The sequence below is a fragment of the Planctomycetia bacterium genome, assembly GCA_034440135.1.
Lineage (GTDB): Bacteria > Planctomycetota > Planctomycetia > Pirellulales > JALHLM01 > JALHLM01.
In genome coordinates, this window is sequence record JAWXBP010000231.1 from 1 (window position 1) to 16,466 (window position 16,466).

17 protein-coding genes are annotated in these 16,466 nt (G+C 60.3%); 10 read left to right on the forward strand and 7 right to left on the reverse strand.

What is annotated here, in order from left to right:
- Positions 1 to 440 precede the first annotated feature (440 nt).
- The 3 genes from SGJ19_13530 to SGJ19_13540 all read right to left on the reverse strand — a co-directional run bounded on the left by SGJ19_13530 (position 441) and on the right by SGJ19_13540 (position 2,205).
- Positions 441 to 860 carry an arsenate reductase ArsC gene (locus SGJ19_13530; protein ID MDZ4781270.1) on the reverse strand — a complete coding sequence of 140 codons (420 nt, stop codon included), beginning with the start codon at positions 858 to 860 and terminating at the stop codon, positions 441 to 443.
- 15 nt (positions 861 to 875) lie between these two features.
- Positions 876 to 1,766 (reverse strand): arsenite methyltransferase, encoded by an 891-nt coding sequence (gene arsM, locus SGJ19_13535; protein ID MDZ4781271.1) that lies wholly within the window; start codon positions 1,764 to 1,766, stop codon positions 876 to 878.
- A 79-nt stretch (positions 1,767 to 1,845) separates the two neighbouring features.
- Positions 1,846 to 2,205, reverse strand: coding sequence for a metalloregulator ArsR/SmtB family transcription factor (locus tag SGJ19_13540; GenBank protein ID MDZ4781272.1), 360 nt, complete (start codon positions 2,203 to 2,205; stop codon positions 1,846 to 1,848).
- A 128-nt stretch (positions 2,206 to 2,333) separates the two neighbouring features.
- On the opposite strand from SGJ19_13540, the gene SGJ19_13545 reads away from it, so the two are divergent.
- Positions 2,334 to 3,434: a hypothetical protein gene (locus SGJ19_13545; GenBank protein MDZ4781273.1), complete on the forward strand. Its 1,101-nt coding sequence runs from the start codon at positions 2,334 to 2,336 to the stop codon at positions 3,432 to 3,434.
- A 2-nt stretch (positions 3,435 to 3,436) separates the two neighbouring features.
- Here SGJ19_13545 and SGJ19_13550 read toward each other — a convergent pair whose 3' ends face one another.
- Positions 3,437 to 4,471 carry an ABC transporter ATP-binding protein gene (locus tag SGJ19_13550; GenBank protein ID MDZ4781274.1) on the reverse strand — a complete coding sequence of 345 codons (1,035 nt, stop codon included), beginning with the start codon at positions 4,469 to 4,471 and terminating at the stop codon, positions 3,437 to 3,439.
- A gap of 276 nt (positions 4,472 to 4,747) precedes the next feature.
- Between SGJ19_13550 and ispF the strand changes: the two genes are divergently transcribed.
- A complete protein-coding gene (gene ispF, locus SGJ19_13555) occupies positions 4,748 to 5,248 on the forward strand; it encodes a 2-C-methyl-D-erythritol 2,4-cyclodiphosphate synthase (protein ID MDZ4781275.1) in 501 nt (166 codons plus the stop codon).
- Between the two features lie 142 nt (positions 5,249 to 5,390).
- On the opposite strand, the gene tnpA is transcribed toward ispF, so the two are convergent.
- Positions 5,391 to 5,843, reverse strand: coding sequence for an IS200/IS605 family transposase (gene tnpA, locus SGJ19_13560; GenBank protein MDZ4781276.1), 453 nt, complete (start codon positions 5,841 to 5,843; stop codon positions 5,391 to 5,393).
- Between the two features lie 256 nt (positions 5,844 to 6,099).
- Here tnpA and cysS point away from each other — a divergent pair, with 256 nt between their 5' ends.
- The 4 genes from cysS to ruvA all read left to right on the forward strand — a co-directional run bounded on the left by cysS (position 6,100) and on the right by ruvA (position 9,180).
- Positions 6,100 to 7,671 (forward strand): cysteine--tRNA ligase, encoded by a 1,572-nt coding sequence (gene cysS, locus SGJ19_13565; protein MDZ4781277.1) that lies wholly within the window; start codon positions 6,100 to 6,102, stop codon positions 7,669 to 7,671.
- A 76-nt stretch (positions 7,672 to 7,747) separates the two neighbouring features.
- On the forward strand, positions 7,748 to 7,960 hold the full coding sequence (locus SGJ19_13570; protein MDZ4781278.1) for a hypothetical protein: 213 nt from the start codon (positions 7,748 to 7,750) through the stop codon (positions 7,958 to 7,960).
- Between the two features lie 93 nt (positions 7,961 to 8,053).
- On the forward strand, positions 8,054 to 8,548 hold the full coding sequence (gene ruvC, locus SGJ19_13575) for a crossover junction endodeoxyribonuclease RuvC (protein MDZ4781279.1): 495 nt from the start codon (positions 8,054 to 8,056) through the stop codon (positions 8,546 to 8,548).
- Between the two features lie 8 nt (positions 8,549 to 8,556).
- Entirely contained in the window at positions 8,557 to 9,180 is a 624-nt protein-coding gene (ruvA, locus tag SGJ19_13580; GenBank protein MDZ4781280.1) for a Holliday junction branch migration protein RuvA, read from the forward strand.
- Positions 9,181 to 9,234: 54 nt separating this feature from the next.
- Here ruvA and SGJ19_13585 read toward each other — a convergent pair whose 3' ends face one another.
- Complete coding sequence (locus tag SGJ19_13585) at positions 9,235 to 9,816, reverse strand: PEP-CTERM sorting domain-containing protein (GenBank protein MDZ4781281.1); 582 nt, start codon at positions 9,814 to 9,816, stop codon at positions 9,235 to 9,237.
- A gap of 553 nt (positions 9,817 to 10,369) precedes the next feature.
- Here SGJ19_13585 and SGJ19_13590 point away from each other — a divergent pair.
- From SGJ19_13590 to SGJ19_13600, 3 genes are all read left to right on the forward strand, one after another.
- A complete protein-coding gene (locus SGJ19_13590) occupies positions 10,370 to 12,517 on the forward strand; it encodes a TonB-dependent receptor plug domain-containing protein (GenBank protein MDZ4781282.1) in 2,148 nt (715 codons plus the stop codon).
- Between the two features lie 36 nt (positions 12,518 to 12,553).
- Entirely contained in the window at positions 12,554 to 13,156 is a 603-nt protein-coding gene (locus SGJ19_13595; protein ID MDZ4781283.1) for a YfiR family protein, read from the forward strand.
- Between the two features lie 85 nt (positions 13,157 to 13,241).
- A complete protein-coding gene (locus tag SGJ19_13600) occupies positions 13,242 to 15,365 on the forward strand; it encodes an ATP-binding protein (GenBank protein MDZ4781284.1) in 2,124 nt (707 codons plus the stop codon).
- Between the two features lie 57 nt (positions 15,366 to 15,422).
- Here SGJ19_13600 and SGJ19_13605 read toward each other — a convergent pair whose 3' ends face one another.
- Complete coding sequence (locus tag SGJ19_13605; protein ID MDZ4781285.1) at positions 15,423 to 15,836, reverse strand: hypothetical protein; 414 nt, start codon at positions 15,834 to 15,836, stop codon at positions 15,423 to 15,425.
- A gap of 496 nt (positions 15,837 to 16,332) precedes the next feature.
- On the opposite strand from SGJ19_13605, the gene SGJ19_13610 reads away from it, so the two are divergent.
- Positions 16,333 to 16,455 (forward strand): hypothetical protein, encoded by a 123-nt coding sequence (locus SGJ19_13610; GenBank protein ID MDZ4781286.1) that lies wholly within the window; start codon positions 16,333 to 16,335, stop codon positions 16,453 to 16,455.
- The last annotated feature ends 11 nt before the right edge of the window (positions 16,456 to 16,466 follow it).

Genomic DNA, 16,466 nt, shown 5'->3' on the forward strand with positions numbered 1-16,466 from the left:
AAGTTCGAGACATGGCCGTCACCGAGGGAAGCACAAGTTCAAGCACACCCCCTCAACCTACCACGCCCAACAACCATGCCGATTCGGGAACGGTTACGCACGGAGAACACGGAGGGGGGAGTGGGAAAAGTTTGAACCGCAGAGATGCGGAGAGGGAGGGAGGGACGAGAATGCGTAGGGCGGGCCGCGCGCGCGGCGGGCGTTGTTGGATTGGAAGCGCTGCTCGAAAACAAATTGTCTGTGAGTGCTACGAGTAAGGCCCGCCGTGATTGACCTCGGCGGGCCTTACCTTTGAAATCAACTCGGCATACGAACTTGCCGCGGCGTTCAAGAACAAGATGTCGAATTCGCGCACGGCCCGCCCTACGCCGCTCTCTTTCCGCTCCCTACTCTGCGTCTCCGCGACTCCGCGTTTCAATTGGCTTCGCTGCGTTGTATCCTCACGCGCTTAACCACGATTCGATGCGCGTACGGATTTGATCGCGGATTTCGCGGAAGCGTTGGCGCTGAGTTTCTTCGGCGCCCGTCGCGGCGGCTGGGTCGTCGAATGGCCAGTGTTCTGACTGGTTGGCGCCGGGGATGATCGGACAGGACTCTCGTGCATTGTCGCAAACGGTCACCGCCAGATCGAAGGATTGGCCCGCGAAGTGATCGACATGCTTGCTGTCATGCGCCGAAATATCAACACCGATCTCCGCCATGGCGTCGATTGCCAGCGGATGCACGTAGCCGGACGGACGCGAACCGGCGGAATGCGCTTCCCAGGTTTCGCCAGCCAGGTGATTCCAAAGCCCTTCCGCCATCTGGCTGCGGGCGGAATTGCCGGTGCAGAGAATGAGGACGCGCTTGCGCGACGACATGGAGTGCTCCGTGGGTTAGGCCTGTTTGACCGCGTAAATTTTCACGCTGGCGGCATAGGCGTTGATATCGTATTGACTGAGCAGCGCGGCGAGATCCGAGTGAACTTCGCTGTGCGCCTCGGGCCGTGAACCGCCGCAGCAACTCTCGCCCAGCACGGGCAGCGCGCCTGGTTGACTCGACATCGCTGGCGAACAACAGCCGCTTTGTCCCTCGACCTGACCGTAGACGTTGAGGTCGGCGCCACTGTCGCGGATTTCGACTCCAGCGAAGCCAGCCGCGCGAAGTCCTTGCTGGTAGGCCTCGATCGAAATCGCGCCGGCAATGCAGCCAATGTAAGCCATCAGGTTCGCGCTGATGGCTTCCGGGAGCGGCTGCTTGAGCGCGATATCGCTCACCGCCACGCGACCGCCGGGCTTCAAGACGCGGGCCATCTCGCGAAAGACCGCCGGCTTGTCCGGGGCCAGGTTGAGCACGCAGTTGCTGATGATGCAATCCACCGAGGCGTCCGGCAACGGCAGGCGATCGATCGTTGCCAGGTGAAATTCGACGTTGCCGCGTTGATCCGGCGCGAGTTGCTGTGCGTTGCGCTGCGCCAACGCGACCATTTCAGGGGTCATGTCGATGCCGATCGCGCGGCCCGTCGGTCCGACGCGCTGTGCGGCGAGGAACACGTCGAGCCCGCCGCCGGAACCGAGATCGACCACGACCTCGCCTGGTTTGATGCTCGCGAAGGCCGTGGGATTGCCACACGAGAGCCCCATGTTGGCTTCGGCGGGAATCGAGGCAAGTTCGCCAGTCGAGTAGCCGAACGCCTCGGCCACGGACTTGACGCCGGCGTGGTCGGTCGAAAGACCGCTCGTGGCCACCTGACCGTATTTGGAGCGAACCGCGTGTTCTACCGACATGAATGGTTCCTTTTCAGAAGCAATTTCGATCGAATCATTGTATATGCCTAGGCGTATGTCTAGTCCACAAAAAAACGCCTCAGCAACAGTTCCCGCTCTTTCCACAGCAGCGTTTCAGTCGGTCACGATCGCGCATCAGGTCTGGCAGTTCCACGCTGCACTGTGCCAGACACTCCAGGACCTTAGCATGTACTGCGCTGCGTGATTCGGCGAGGGTGTAGTAGGCCCAGGGGCCTTCCTTACGCGCGGTGACGAGGCCTGCTCTTCGCAGATATCCCAGGTGCCGCGACACCTTGGGCTGGGAATCGCCCAGGACCTCGACCAGTTCGCAAACGCAGCGTTCCCCGCCGATCAGGAGCGACAGCAGCCGGAGCCGGGTCCGGTCGGACAAGGCGCGGAACATGCGATCGATCGGAAAGGTCGCCCGCTTGGTCTTCATATGCGGATAAGCATATGCGATTGCCGAGGAACGGGCAAGGCGGGGCAATGGGCTTTTGTTATTCTCGATACGAGAAATTCGGAGAGGCGGAATTGCGATGTGGCCGGCGATCGCCGAGAATTGACGGAATGAACTCGACAACTCCCCAGCCCGAGCAAGTCCCACAGCGGCCGGCGCGTCGTTGGCGGCCGCAGTTTGGGCTGCGGACGCTTTTGGTCGGGAGTTTGTTGATCGGCGTGGTGTTGGCAAAAGTGGCCAACGATGCTCGGCGGCAGCGCGAGATTGTGGCGAGAATTCACGCGCTCGGCGGCCAACTCTGGTATGCGGGCGGGCATACTGAACCCATTGAAGGGAAATCGGCGGTTTCGATCTGGCTCCGCGAACAGCTCGGTGGCGAATACTTTGAATCAATCAAGCAGATCGAATTAGGCGGCACACTCGCAACGGACGACGACGTTCTCAAGATACTTTCTGCGACCACATTGACGTCGCTGAGTCTGGGCGAGACGCGGATTACAGATGCCGCGCTCGCGGGATTGGTCGATCAGACGCGGCTCGAAAGTCTCAGTCTCAATCGAACGCGGATCACCGACGCCGGACTTGTGTATTTGCGTCACTGCCCCGAATTAGCGCGGCTTGATTTAACTCAGTCGGGGGTTACTACGTCCGGCCTTGAACACTTGAAGGTGCTGAGCGGATTGAAGCGCCTAGATTTGGACAGTGACGACATTAGCGACGAAGGCATGGCCGCCATTTCCGAAATCAAGAGCCTTGATTCGCTCAGCATTGAAAACACTCGCGTGACCTCGGCAGGGTTGGAAGCATTTCGCGGACACGCGAATCTGCGAGAGCTGAACATTCGCGATATAGGCACGACCGGACCGGGCTTGGTCGCACTTGCCGAAATGCCGTCGCTACGAAATCTCGAACTCGGCGGTATGCCGCTCAGCGTTCATGACATGGCACATTTGTCGCTGCTGCACCAAGTCCAAGAAATCACGCTTCCCTACAATGGCCTCAACGACGAGGGGCTGCGACAACTAGCGGCAATCCGCCCCAGAACACACTTGTCGCTCCAATTGAGCGCCCAGCGACTCACAAAGTCCGGGATACTCTGCCTCAAGGACGTCCCGAATCTTCGTAGCGTCACGCTGAAAGGATGCCGTCTCAGCGACGATGAATTGAACGAAGTCCGTGACGCCATACCGTTCTGCACGATTAAGCGGTGAGTTTAGCGCGTCGCTCCGATTTGCGCTTCAGTATCGCGACTGTTCTGGCGAAGACGGTCGTCGACCTGCGAGAACATTTCGGCGATGACGTCTTCTAGTGGCGGGTCTTCGACGCTGACGTCTTCGATCGCGTGGCTCGCCAAAATGCTGGCCAGGACTTGCGTGACCTGCGTCCGGTCAATGCGCAATTTGGCTTTCGGGGCGCGGCGTTCCAGCACTTCGCCGTAGCGTTCCAGGTTGTCGGGCAATTCCTCGTCGCCGCCGAACTGCAACGAAATCACTTTGTGCCCGCTGAAACGGTCGACGATGCCGGCCAGGGAGCCGTCGTACATGATCTGCCCTTGGGCGATGATCACCACGCGCCGGCAAAGCGCGGCGACGTCCTTCATGTAATGGCTGGTGAGCAAGATGGTGATCTTGCGTTCTTCCTGGTAGTGCCGGAGAAACAGCTGGATGTTGTGCTGCGCCACGACGTCCAAGCCGATCGTCGGTTCGTCGAGGAACAGCACGTCGGGCGAGTGCAGCAGGGCCGCGATCAATTCCATTTTCATCCGCTCGCCGAGCGACAACTCGCGCACCGGCTGCGCGAGCAATCGGCTGACGCCCAGCAGGTCGACCAGTTCGTCGAGCGTCCGCCGGTACGACTCCGGGTCAATGCGATAGATCTGCTGATGCAGCCGGAACGATTCCTGGGCGGGCAGGTCCCACCAAAGTTGGTTTTTCTGTCCCATCACCAGGGCGAACCGCCGGCGATAGGCGTTCTCACGCTTCCAAGGGACGAAGCCCATCACCGTGGCCGTGCCGGACGTGGGCGTGATGACGCCGGAGAGTAATTTCAACGTGGTCGTTTTGCCGGCGCCGTTGGGGCCCAAGAAGGCGACGAACTCGCTTTGTTCGACCGTGAGATCGATCCCCTTCACTGCCTCGACATTGCGGTACTCGCGGTGAAACAGTCCGCGCAGCGAAGCCATCACGCCTTCCTGTTTCTGGTAGACGAGATAGCTCTTGGCAAGGTTTTTGATTTCGATCAGAGGCATGGGGAGAGTAGTTTGAAGTTTTCAGTGTTCAGTTTTCAGCGGCGCGGGAGATGTGTTGAAACGATCCCAAGCGCGTGGCACGGTCGAGAGACCGGCCACAACAACGTGTTTTCAGTGATCCGTTTTCAGTGGCGCAGGCGGTGTTTAGATGTCGAGGGTGCGTATCACGATACCGGAATGCTTGGGGGGCGGCCATTGGCTCGCGTTGTCAGTTTTGGGCTGGAGCGGTATAATCCCGGCCGCGAGGCGAACCCTGGTTTCGACGTGGAAGCTGTGATGGCGGAAGCAGTTACGACACGCCTGCGAGTCGGCATTGGGCACGATACGCACCGACTCACGCCGGGCGGGCCGTTGCGGCTGGGCGGAATCGACATTCCGCACGATCACCAATTGGTCGGGCACAGCGACGCCGACGCCTTGCTGCACGCCGTGACCGACGCGCTGCTGGGGGCGGCGGGGCTGGGGGATATCGGCGAGTTGTTTCCGGACAACGACCCCGCGAACCGCGGCCGTGATTCCGGCGAGATGCTGTCGCTGGCGTTGGACCGCGTCGGCGAAGCGGGGTTTCGAGTAGTGAACATCGACACGATCGTCTTCGCCGAGCAACCCAAGCTGAGTCGGTTCAAACCGCTGATCGAAGGGCGCTTGGCGGAGTTGCTGGGAATTGAATCGTCCCGCGTCAACGTCAAGGCGAAGACCGGCGAGCGCGTCGGCCCCATTGGCCGCCAAGAAGCCATCACGGCGGAATGCGTGGCATTGCTGGAGTCGTCGTTATGAGAAACTCAGACCGAAGTGAACCGCGAAAGTCGCGAAGGGGCGCGAAGGAAAACAAACGCATTCGTGTCGCCGAATCAGCCCCAACGGGGCGACAGGAAAACACGAACGCACCTATCCTGAACCCCAACGGGGTGACACAAGATTAGTCCCACACATAGCGTTCATCGAACGTGAGATCGTGACGCCGGAGCAATTCCAAGAACTCCTCCTGAAACGTCCGGACTCGGTGATGCTCCGCCTGGTTTTCGATATACGCCCTGACATCCGACAATCGCGAGTGGCTGACGCTGAACGCGGCGTACCCGCTCTGCCAGGCGAATGACTTTTGGTCCGGGAAGGTCTCATGTATCCAACGCGACGAGTTAGCCTTCAGTTCGCGTAGCAATTCCGATAAAGAGGATTCGCGGCCCAGCGAAACCAGCAGGTGTACATGGTCTGGCATGCCGCCGACGCAGATGAGCACGCCTTTCGACGATGTTGCGATTCCTCCCAAATACGGATAAAGCCTCGACGCGATTTCGTCGCGGATCAACGGTGCGCGTTGTTTCGTGCTGAATACGAGATGGGCGTACATAGCGGCGAATGATTGAGGCATAAAATTGTCCGGTAGCTCGAAACCAGAGTTGGAGGGCCGAATCGTAGTTCATGTCGAACTGAGTGTCGCCCCTGTGGGGCTCAATGCATTGGTGGCAATCGTATTCCAGGGGTTGGCACCCCTGGCTATTATCTGCCGCCCCTTCGGGGCTGAAAATAGTCTGTCACGCCTTCGGGGCTAAAAATAGTCAGCCAGCCCTTCGGGGTTGAAAATAGTCAGTGCTTCTTTACAACCGTTTTTCCCACACCTGAACGATATGCCCGCCGCTTCCGCACTTCCGACGTTGCGTGTTTACAACACTCTCTCCCGACAGAAGGAGACGCTGGAACCGGTGTCGCCGGGGAAGGTGGGCATCTATCTGTGCGGGCCGACGGTCTACAAGCCGAGCCACATTGGGCACATGGTGGGTCCGGTGATCTTTGATGCCGTGAAGCGATATCTCGTCTACTCGGGGTATCAAGTCACCTGGGTGGTGAACATCACCGACGTCGACGACAAGCTGATCAAGGAATCGAATGCGCGCGGGATGAAGATGTCCGAGTTGGCCGAGGAGATGACGGCGGATTACAAGCACAACTTAAGTGCGATGGGCGTCGATACGATCGACCACTTTCCGAAGGCCACCGAGAACATCGACGAGATCATCACGCTGACGCAAACCTTGATCGACAAAGGGTTCGCCTATCAATCCGGCAGCGACGTCTACTTCGAAGTCGGCAAGGACAAGGAATACGGCAAGCTGAGTCGGCGCTCGGTCGAACAATTGACCGGCGAAGGGGGCGACATGGCGGAGCGGAAACGCTCGCCGGCCGATTTCGCCTTGTGGAAAGGCGCCAAGCCTGGCGAACCCGCTTGGAAGAGCCCCTGGGGCGAAGGCCGTCCGGGCTGGCATATCGAGTGCTCGGCGATGAGCCGCAAGTTGCTCGGCGAGTCGTTCGATATTCACGGCGGCGGGTTGGATCTGATCTTCCCGCACCATGAGAACGAGGTGGCGCAAAGCGAATGCTGCCACGGCCGGCCACAGGCGAAATATTGGATGCACAATGGGTTGATGCAAGCGTCTAGCGAGGTCGGCAAGCTCGGCGGACGCAACACTCGCGAAACGGCCGTGGGCGATCAGGCGGCGCAGGAAGCGGGCAAAATCGGCAAATCGAAAGGCGCGAGCGCATTCAGCGAACTGCTGAAGCAGTTCGACGGCGAAACGATTCGCTTCTTTTTGCTGTCGACGCATTACCGGCGACCGATCGATTTCAGCAATGAGCGGATTGAGGAAGTCCGCACCGGCTTGGATACTTTTTACCGCTTCTTCAAGCGCTACGAGCGCACGACAGGCGAAGACTTCTACCGCGTAGCGTTGGTCGCGAAGCGGTCTGAAGGGGACGAACAGCAGTTTGCTGGCGCACTGGGCGAAGCGCTCAAGGGACATCGCCAGCGGTTTATCGAGGCGATGGACGACGACTTCAACACCGGGGGGGCGATCGGCGATCTGTTCGAACTGCTGCGCGCTTTGAACAAGTTCTGCGACGACGAGAAACTCGATACCGCGGCCAGCGCCAAGCCGGAAGCCATCGCGGCGCTCAAGCAAGGCGCACGTGTTTTGCGCGAGTTGGCCGGGACACTCGGCCTGTTCCGCGCAGCGCCGCAGGCCTCGTCTGGCGACGACGACGGGCTGGTCGGCAAGCTGATGGAGTTGATGATCAAATACCGCGCCGACGCCCGGAAAAATAAGAACTTCGCCCTGGGCGACGCAATTCGCAAAGACCTCGCGGAACTGGGGCTCATCCTCGAAGACCGACCCACAGGAACGGAGTGGTCGGTAAAGAGATAACCGCGAAATGCGCCAAAACGTCGCGAAAGTAGAGATTGAGAATCGCTGGTTCACACGTTGGCAAGGAAGGCTGACGATGCGTACAAAGTCACTGGCACTCGCACTGTTCTTCGTGTCGTGCTCCGGTTGTTCTTATGACGACGGAAAGTGGTCGTTCAATCCATTTGCGTTGTTCGAAAAGGACGAGATCAAGTACAAGCCGAACGGCGAGATCGATTTCCAGAATTCGGGCGTGAAGGCGCTGCGAGAGAAAGGCTATGGCTACAACTGGGATGATTTAAAGGACTAATGACAGCGACAGCATTGTCTTCGGCGCTAATGCTTGCGGCAGGCCAGCCTCTCCAATTCCTCCCTCTGCGTCTCAGCGCCTCCGCGGTGAAAAATGGTTCTCGTCCCAACTCGCATCCTCGGCATTGATCCCGGGCTGAATATCACGGGGTACGCGGTGCTGGAGTTTGCTGCGGCGGGACCGAAGTTGTGCGAGGCTGGGGTCGTGCGCGGCGTGACCAAGAAATCGCTTACCGCGCGGGTGCACGAGATACACCTGGGCGTCACTGAAGTCATTGAGTCTTGGCGGCCCGCCGCGGTGGCGATTGAGCAACTCTACAGCCACTACAAGCGTCCGCGCACTTCGATTCTGATGGGACACGCACGCGGCGTGATTTGCCTGGCCGCCGCCCAGGCGGGCCTGCCGGTGATCAGCTATAGTGCCACGCAAGTCAAGAAGCTGCTGACCGGCAGCGGCCGCGCGCCGAAGGAGCAAGTCCAACGGGCCGTGCAGCGCGAACTGCGGCTCGACCAACTACCGGAACCAGCCGATGTCGCCGATGCGTTGGCGATCGCGCTTTGCCACTATCACAGGAAGCACGTCGTTTGATTACTAAAATCACCGGGCGACTGACGCAACTGGGCACCGACGACTTGACGCTGGCCATCGGCGCGTTCGAGTACGAGGTCTTGATCCCCGAATTCGCCCGCCGGCAGTTGCAATCCAGCGTCGGCCAGGAGATCAGCCTGCACACGGTGGAATACCTGGAAGGCAACCCCATGCAGGGCCGGCTGACGCCGCGGCTGGTGGGCTTTCTGAGTGAAGTCGAGCGCGAGTTCTTCGATCTGTTCTGCTCCGTCGACGGCGTCGGCGTGAAGAAAGCGCTACGGGCGATGGTCCGACCGGTGCGAGATGTCGCCTCGGCGATCGAAGAGCAGGACTCGAAGAGCCTGGAGGCGCTGCCGGGCATCGGGGGCGCAACGGCCGAGCGAATCATCGCCAAGCTGCGCAGACGGATGCCCAAGTTCGCGCTGTTGGTGGCGCGGGATTATCCCACGCTGGGCGACGTGGCCCCGGACGTGGTGACCGACACGTTCACCGTGCTACGTCAGTTGGGGCACAGCGAAGCCGAAGCGCGGCGCTTGCTGGATACCGCGCTCGGGACCAAGAAGAAATTCAAAGACGTCTCGGCGCTGTTGGAAGCGATCTATCAACAAAGCCACCCGAGCGGTGCGCAATAAAAAACGCCGAGCGACTTTCGCTCGGCGTTCTTGAAGTTCGTCTGTAGTATTCGCTTAGCTGCGACGGCGAGCGAAGATCGCGGCGCCCGCGACGCCGATCAAGCTCAGCAACACGGTCGACGGTTCCGGCACCGGAACGATGGCCGATGTCGTGGCCACGCCGCCGTCGATCAGCGACGCGAATCCGCCCGTCTGGTGAGCCGTGGCGGACGTCCGCAGGATCAAGGAGGCGCTCGTATCGCCCGGAGCCAGGAAGTCGGTGTCCGGAATCGTTCCCACCGGCACAAAGTTGAAACCGACAACGTCACCCGCCGGGTTGCGGTCGATCGAGGCCGGCGCGACGGTGCCAACGGCAACGTCATAGCCCGCTTCGTCGATGTCGAACCCGAAAAACTCGCTGATCGAGAGCCGGCCGATCGAATTCGGGCCCGATACGCCGTCATTCGTGAGGGTATAAACAAAAGTCAATCCGCCGAGCCCTTCGTCGTAGACATCGGACGTCAGCGAGCCACTGAAGGAGCCGCTGCTGAAACCTGAGGTGAGCGTGGCCACCGGCGCACCGGCCGGGAGCGTCACGACTTCGCCAAAGAGCGCGTCGCCGGGCGCCAACGCAGCGGCCGAGGCGGGCAATGCCATCGCGCACGCCAGCAAAGCGATAGAACACGCGGCGCTAAGGGTCTTGATGCTGAATTTCACTGATGTCTCTCCTGCCGTTTCAAGTGGGCTTCGACCGTGGGCCGTCAAATTCGGTATATCCTGACTTCCATCAGTTTACCCACAGCCAACAGGCTAGCCAAGCTAAAAGTCAGGAAGATTCGGAATTTCCTCGACGAGCTCGATCCGAGTTTGGCCCCGCGACTACGGCCTCCAAGACGCTTGCTAATCGCGATGTAAGCGACTTGTATATAAAGAGTTACGGACAATCGATCCAGCACGGCGACCAGGTCGTGACCGATTTAGTCAGGCGGTGTTGAACAAAAAAAATCCAGCCGCCCGAACCGGAACGTAGGGGTTCGTAGCACAAATACCAGCGACATCATGCACGTTCCGTGGATTTGAGCTGAAGTCCGGTCATGCGGTGCGCGAGGTGAGCGATCTAGCTACGGCCGTCGCGTCGCCGATAACGCCCGATACCCCCAGCCCTGCGCGTCACATTTTTCCGTGACGCGGGCATGCAGATTCTGCCACGATGACGGAGCATCGCATGGGCGCCGCTGCGCGAATTTCATGGAAGAAGCTTGTTGCGGCGGCAATCGCCGCAATGGCCATGCATGGCCCGGCGTCGGCACAAGAAGCTGCCGAAGCGCCGCCCGCGTCGGAAGCATCGGCTCCTGCCGCGCCGGACGCCAGCGATTTGGACTCCTTGCTGAATGCCGCGGATCAGGATGTCTCGCAGCTGTCCAAAGTCAGTGTCGGCCAGGCGCCTGCCTTGGACATGGAAGTCTCCACCGTCAGCCGGCAGGCAAGCACGGTCGGCAAATCTCCGGCCGCGGTGTTCGTCATTACCAATGAAATGATCCAGCGCAGCGGAGTGCGCAACATTCCGGACGCCTTAAGGATGGCCCCCGGCGTCGAGGTCGCCCGGGTCGACGCGAACAAATGGGCGATCAGCATTCGCGGCTTCAATACGCAGTTTGCCAACAAGCTGCTGGTGCAGATCGACGGGCGGACGGTTTATACGCCGACCTTCGGCGGCGTCTACTGGGACGTGCAGGACGTCTTATTGGAAGACGTGGAACGGATTGAAGTCATCCGCGGTCCGGGCGCCACGGTCTGGGGCGCAAACGCCGTGAATGGCGTGATCAACATCCTCACGAAGTCGTCCCGCGATACGCAGGGAATGTTCGGCGAGGCCGGCGGCGGCACCGAGGAGCGCAATTACGGCGGCTTTCGGTACGGCGGTAAGCTCTCGCGCGACGCGACCTATCGGCTCTGGGGAAAATGGTTCGAGCGAGATCAAGGTCTCGACCCCGACGGTGCGGCGGACGATTGGCGCAGCGGGCGCGGCGGCTATCGCGTCGACTGGAATCCTACCTGCTGTGATCTCGTCACGTTACAAGGGGATGCCTATCGTGGAAACGCGGGCAGCCGCGCCGCCTATACGACACTCACGCCGCAAAGCCCCGCCCCGCCGTTCTACTTCCGCCAGGTCGACGAACGCACGAACCTGGCCGGATTCAATAACTTGTTGCGCTGGACGCATGAGTTGAGCGACGACTCGGACTGGACGATCCAGACGTACTACGATCGGACTGAGCGGAGCTTGGAACAAGTGCCGTTCCGAGAAAATCGCGACACCGTCGATTTCGATTTTCAACATCGGTTTCGGCTCGGCGACGTGCACGGGATCATCTGGGGTTGTGGATACCGCAACACGCGCGATGCATTCTTCCAACCGGCGGACGGCGTGCCGATTCAGTTCTTGCCTTCGTCGCGCGCGGACGACTTGTTCAGCTACTTCCTTCAGGACGAGATCACGTTGCGCGAGGAGTTCTTGTACCTAACCGGCGGGGCGAAATTCCAGCACAACGACTACACCGGCTTCGAATTGCAACCCACGGTACGATTACTATGTACGCCGACCGAACGGCAATCGATTTGGGCTTCGGTGTCGCGCGCCGTGCGGACGCCGACGCGGACGGATGACGACGTCGTTCTGACTACTGCCCCAGCGGCCTTCGCGCCGTTTCCGCCGCCGGCAGGACCCTTGGTCCCGGTGTTTCCCCGGATTTTTGGCAACCGTGATATCGGTTCCGAGCAAGTCGTGGCCTATGAAATCGGCATGCGAGCGCAGCCCACGGACCGCTTCTCTTGGGACTTGGCCCTGTTCCTGAATGACTATCGCCACCTGCGAAACACGGCGCCTGCGGGATTCGGCGTCGATCCGACCATTCCCGCTTACATTGCCGGACAAGCGTTAGCGGACGATGGGAGCGGTATCGGCTATGGCTTCGAACCGGCGGTCACCTTCCAGGCGACCGACACGTGGCGATTGACTACCGCGTACACGTTCCTACGCATGGACCTAAACATTCTCGGCGAGGGCGATAGCGCGCGGAATCGCCTCTACGTGCAGTCGTCGCACGACCTGGGAAACAACTGGGAGTTTGACCTGATGGGCCGCTACGTGGACAACTTGCCGGGCCAACAAGTGCCGTCGTACCTGGTGATGGACGCGCGGTTGGCCTGGTATCCGACATCGACGTTCGAGTTCTATGTCGTCGGCCGTAACTTGTTGGACAGCGCACATTTGGAATTCGGCGACGATCCGTATTTAGGCACGATGGCGACGGAAGTGCAGCGTGAGATTTATGGCGGCGTGGCGGTGCGCTATTAACGATCAGCGGTGATAAGCGGTGGCATGGGAGTGGACGTGCGGCGATTTCAGGCTCAATTCGATTGCGGCGTAAGTCGGCGCAGCTGGCTGCGCGGGATGTGCGCCGCCGCGGCGAGCTCGTGGATCGGTCGCAGCGCCCTGGGCGCGCGGCAGGTCGTGGTCAATCGCCAGCAGGAGCTGAATCTCAAGGGAGTTTACCTCTATAGCTTCTGCAAATTCGTTTCATGGCCCGACGCGGCCTTCACCGGGCCTGAAGCTCCCCTCGTGATCGCGGTTTTTGGAAGCAAAGACCTGACCGCCACACTGCAGAATGTGGCCATGAAACGGACGGCCAACGGGCGTAAACTAGAGGTCACCCAGTTGGCCAAGCCGGATGATCCGGCGAGCTACCACGTGCTGGTCGTTACCGCGGAAGTAAAGCCGGACGAGCAAAGCAAGCTGATCAAGCGACTCCAGGGTACGGCTGTACTGGTCGTAACGGAAAGCGCCGAAATGGGAAACCAAGGCGCGCACATCAACTTTTTCCTGGATGGCGCCACCGTCAAATTCGAAATTAACGTGCCAGCCGCGCAAGCCTGCAAATTACGGATTGATCCGCAGCTCACCGCGCTGAAAGTAGCTCGATTGCTGGGCGCGTGAGACGCGGCGCCGTGGAATTGATCGACGCTTGCGACCGCTGCGCCAGCGATGCCCTATGGTTGTAGGAACCTCGGGGAATGGGCGCGTGCGCGGTACCACAATTCGTCGTCGATTGATGTTGCTGGCCTGTCTGCCCCCCGCGGCGGCGCTGGTGTTGATCGCTTGCGGGGCCGTGGCCTACCAGTACGCGTCGATGCGGGCCACACAGGTCCAGTCGCTGGAGTCGCTCGCACGCCTCGTGGCGGCCAATAGCCGGGGCGTGATGGCCTTCGAAGACGTCGCTGCCGGCGAGGAATTGCTGGCGACGCTACAGCAGGAACCGACGATCGTCGGCGCTGCGCTTTTTTGTGCGGACGGGCGCCCTCTGGCGGAATATCGCAGTCTCGGCGCGCCGGCGGGACTGGCACTGCCAACGTCCATCGAATTTACCGGCGCCCGATCTTCCCGGGTCGTGAATCTCGAGTTGATGCACCCCATTCGCGACGATGGCGTGTTGACCGGCTATCTCTACGTTCACGCCAAGCTGACCCGCTTTTGGTCCGGCTTGCTGGACTTCGTCAAGATCATCGGTTGCTTGTCGCTGGCGGCGTTGGGGCTCGTGGCGTTGTTGGCGCATCGCTTGCAGCGAGGCATTACCGTGCCGATTATCGCGCTCACCGACGCCGCCGGTCGGATCACCAACGAACACAATTTTTCAATTCGCGTTGGCGATCAGGCCGACGCCGAACTGGGGCGCTTGCAGGGTGCGTTCAACTGTCTTCTGGAGCACGTCGAGCGCTCGGAACGCGAACTCCAGGAGAGTCACAATCGACTGGAACAGCGTGTCGCCGATCGGACCAGTCAGCTCTCGCAAGAAATTGAGCGCCGCGCGGAAACGCAAGTCGAATTGGAACAGGCCTGCGACGCGGCCGAGGCGGCCAGCCGGGCGAAGTCGGAATTCCTGGCCAACATGAGCCATGAAATCCGTACGCCCATGACCGCGATCCTGGGATTCGCGGACCTGTTGATGGAGGACGGCGATCTGCTCAAAGCGCCGCCCCGTCGCGTCGAGGCAATTCGCACCATTCAGCGCAACGGCGAGCACCTGCTGGCGATCATCAACGATATTCTAGATCTCTCGAAGGTCGAATCCGGCAAGATGACGTTCGAGCGAATTGCGACGTCGCCATTGCAAGTCGTGGGGGACGTGCTCTCGCTGATGCAGGTGCGCGCGACTGCAAAAAAACTCTCGCTCGACGTGGCCTGGGACGGCCCGATTCCGGAAACGATCCAATCGGATCCCACCCGGCTACGACAAGTGCTCGTCAACCTGGTGGGCAATGCCATCAAGTTCACCGAGGTCGGCGGCGTTACGCTGAACGTCGGTTTGGATGCGAGCGACGCGGAAAACCCGCTGCTGAGGTTCATGGTCCGCGACACCGGCATCGGCATGACGCAGCAGCAACTGGATAGCATCTTCGCGGAATTCGCCCAGGCGGATACGTCGATGACGCGGCGCTTCGGCGGCACCGGCCTGGGTCTGGCGATTTCGCGGCGTTTCACAGAAATGCTCGGCGGAAAAATCAGCGTCATTTCCGCGCCGAGCGAAGGAAGCACTTTCACCGTCACGGTTGCCACCGGGACATTGGAAGGCGTCCGGATGGTCGTTCCCACTCAGGAACTACTCGTCGCGACGGCCATTGAAGCGGACCTGAGCAGCGATGAAGCATCGAACCCCTCGGTGCAACTCTTGATCGGATGCCGCGTGCTGCTGGCCGAAGACGGCTTCGACAACCAACGGCTGATCTCCTTGATCCTGCAACGGGCCGGCGCGACGGTGACGCTGGTCGACAACGGTCGCAAGGCGGTGGAGAGTTTTACGGTCGACGGAACTCTCGAAGGAGCATTGGCCCCAGTCGCGCCATTCGATCTCCTGCTGCTCGATATGCAAATGCCGGAGATGGATGGTTACACGGCCGCAGGAATCCTGCGGGCCTTGGGAAATAAAGTGCCTGTCGTGGCGCTCACGGCGCATGCGCTGCAAAGCGAACGCGAGAAGTGTCTCGCCGCCGGCTGCGACGACTACATGACCAAGCCGGTGGACCGCGTCGCGTTAGTGAAGTGCATCGCGTTTTGGATTCTGCGACACCGGCCGGAAGGCCTGCCCACCGTTCCAGAAGCGGAACGGCCGGCACGACGACCACGCAAGCCAAAAAAAGGCCGGGCCTGAGCAAGTGCTCTCGGCCCGACCGAATGATTGTCGCGCGTGGCTCTGTTGCGAAGCGGCCTATTCGGCTGCTTCTTCCTTGATTTCGACCGGCAACTTGCCTTCTTTCAGCAGATCGCCGTAGGTGGGAGACTTCTCGTCTTCCGGGTCGACCTTCATTTCGGCGACCTTGTCGAGCGATTCCTGAATCTTTTCCTTATTGTCCTTGTCTTCCTTCTTGTCCAGCAGTTCGGCTAAGGCCTCGCCATAGGCGTTCCGCATCTTCTTGTCTTTGCCCTCGTGGCAGATGTTGCAGCGTTGCATCTGCTTCATGCCTTCGATTTGCTCGGCGAGGGCCTTTTGCTCGTCGCTGCCATCGGGGTCGGCGTACTTGGCTTTGAACTCATTGAAGAACGGCGGAATCGCCGCCGCCGGGCCGACCAACAGCGCCAGCGCGACGCCCGCGCAGCACAGATACGACACGAACCGTTTCATGCAGACAATCTCCTTGGAGGCATCGGGCAAGTGTTCGCGGCCGGTCTCTCGGGCTGGCAACCGCCCAGGGGGGCGGAAGGAAAGACCGTTCTACGGCAGGGTCTGGCGAGGATCGCTCCCCGTTGGAACCGCAAACGGACACCAATAAGTAAAAACGGGCAGGTCGACGGTGTCAAGCTGTGCCAATGCGGCCACCCGTGAGGCCAAACGGCCGAAGCCTGTCGGCTCCTGTTCTGGTACTTATTTCCCGGATCGGGCGACTTCGCTCAACCGGCGCTGGCAGATTGTCGATGAATGTCCGAATCGCCGGTCGTGTGGAATCGGCGAGTTACGCAGGTTAAAGGATGGCCGCCTGGCCAATAAACTGCCGGATTCGCAAAAGAAATGGGGTTTTAACCGTTCATCGAGCATGATAAGTAAGGATATTCCGACTGCGAAAAGGATACGCTTGAGTGATCTTTGCGTGACATGGCCGAGACCGTGGGGAGGAACTGCGATGGCGTTGGTGAAACGGGACCGTGCGGACAAAGCGCCCCTGGCGCTCGTCGAGTGGTACACGATCGGGACGTCCCTGGCCGTGGCCGTGCTGCTGCTCGGCTGGACGATCTATCGCCCCTAAGGCGGGCCAAC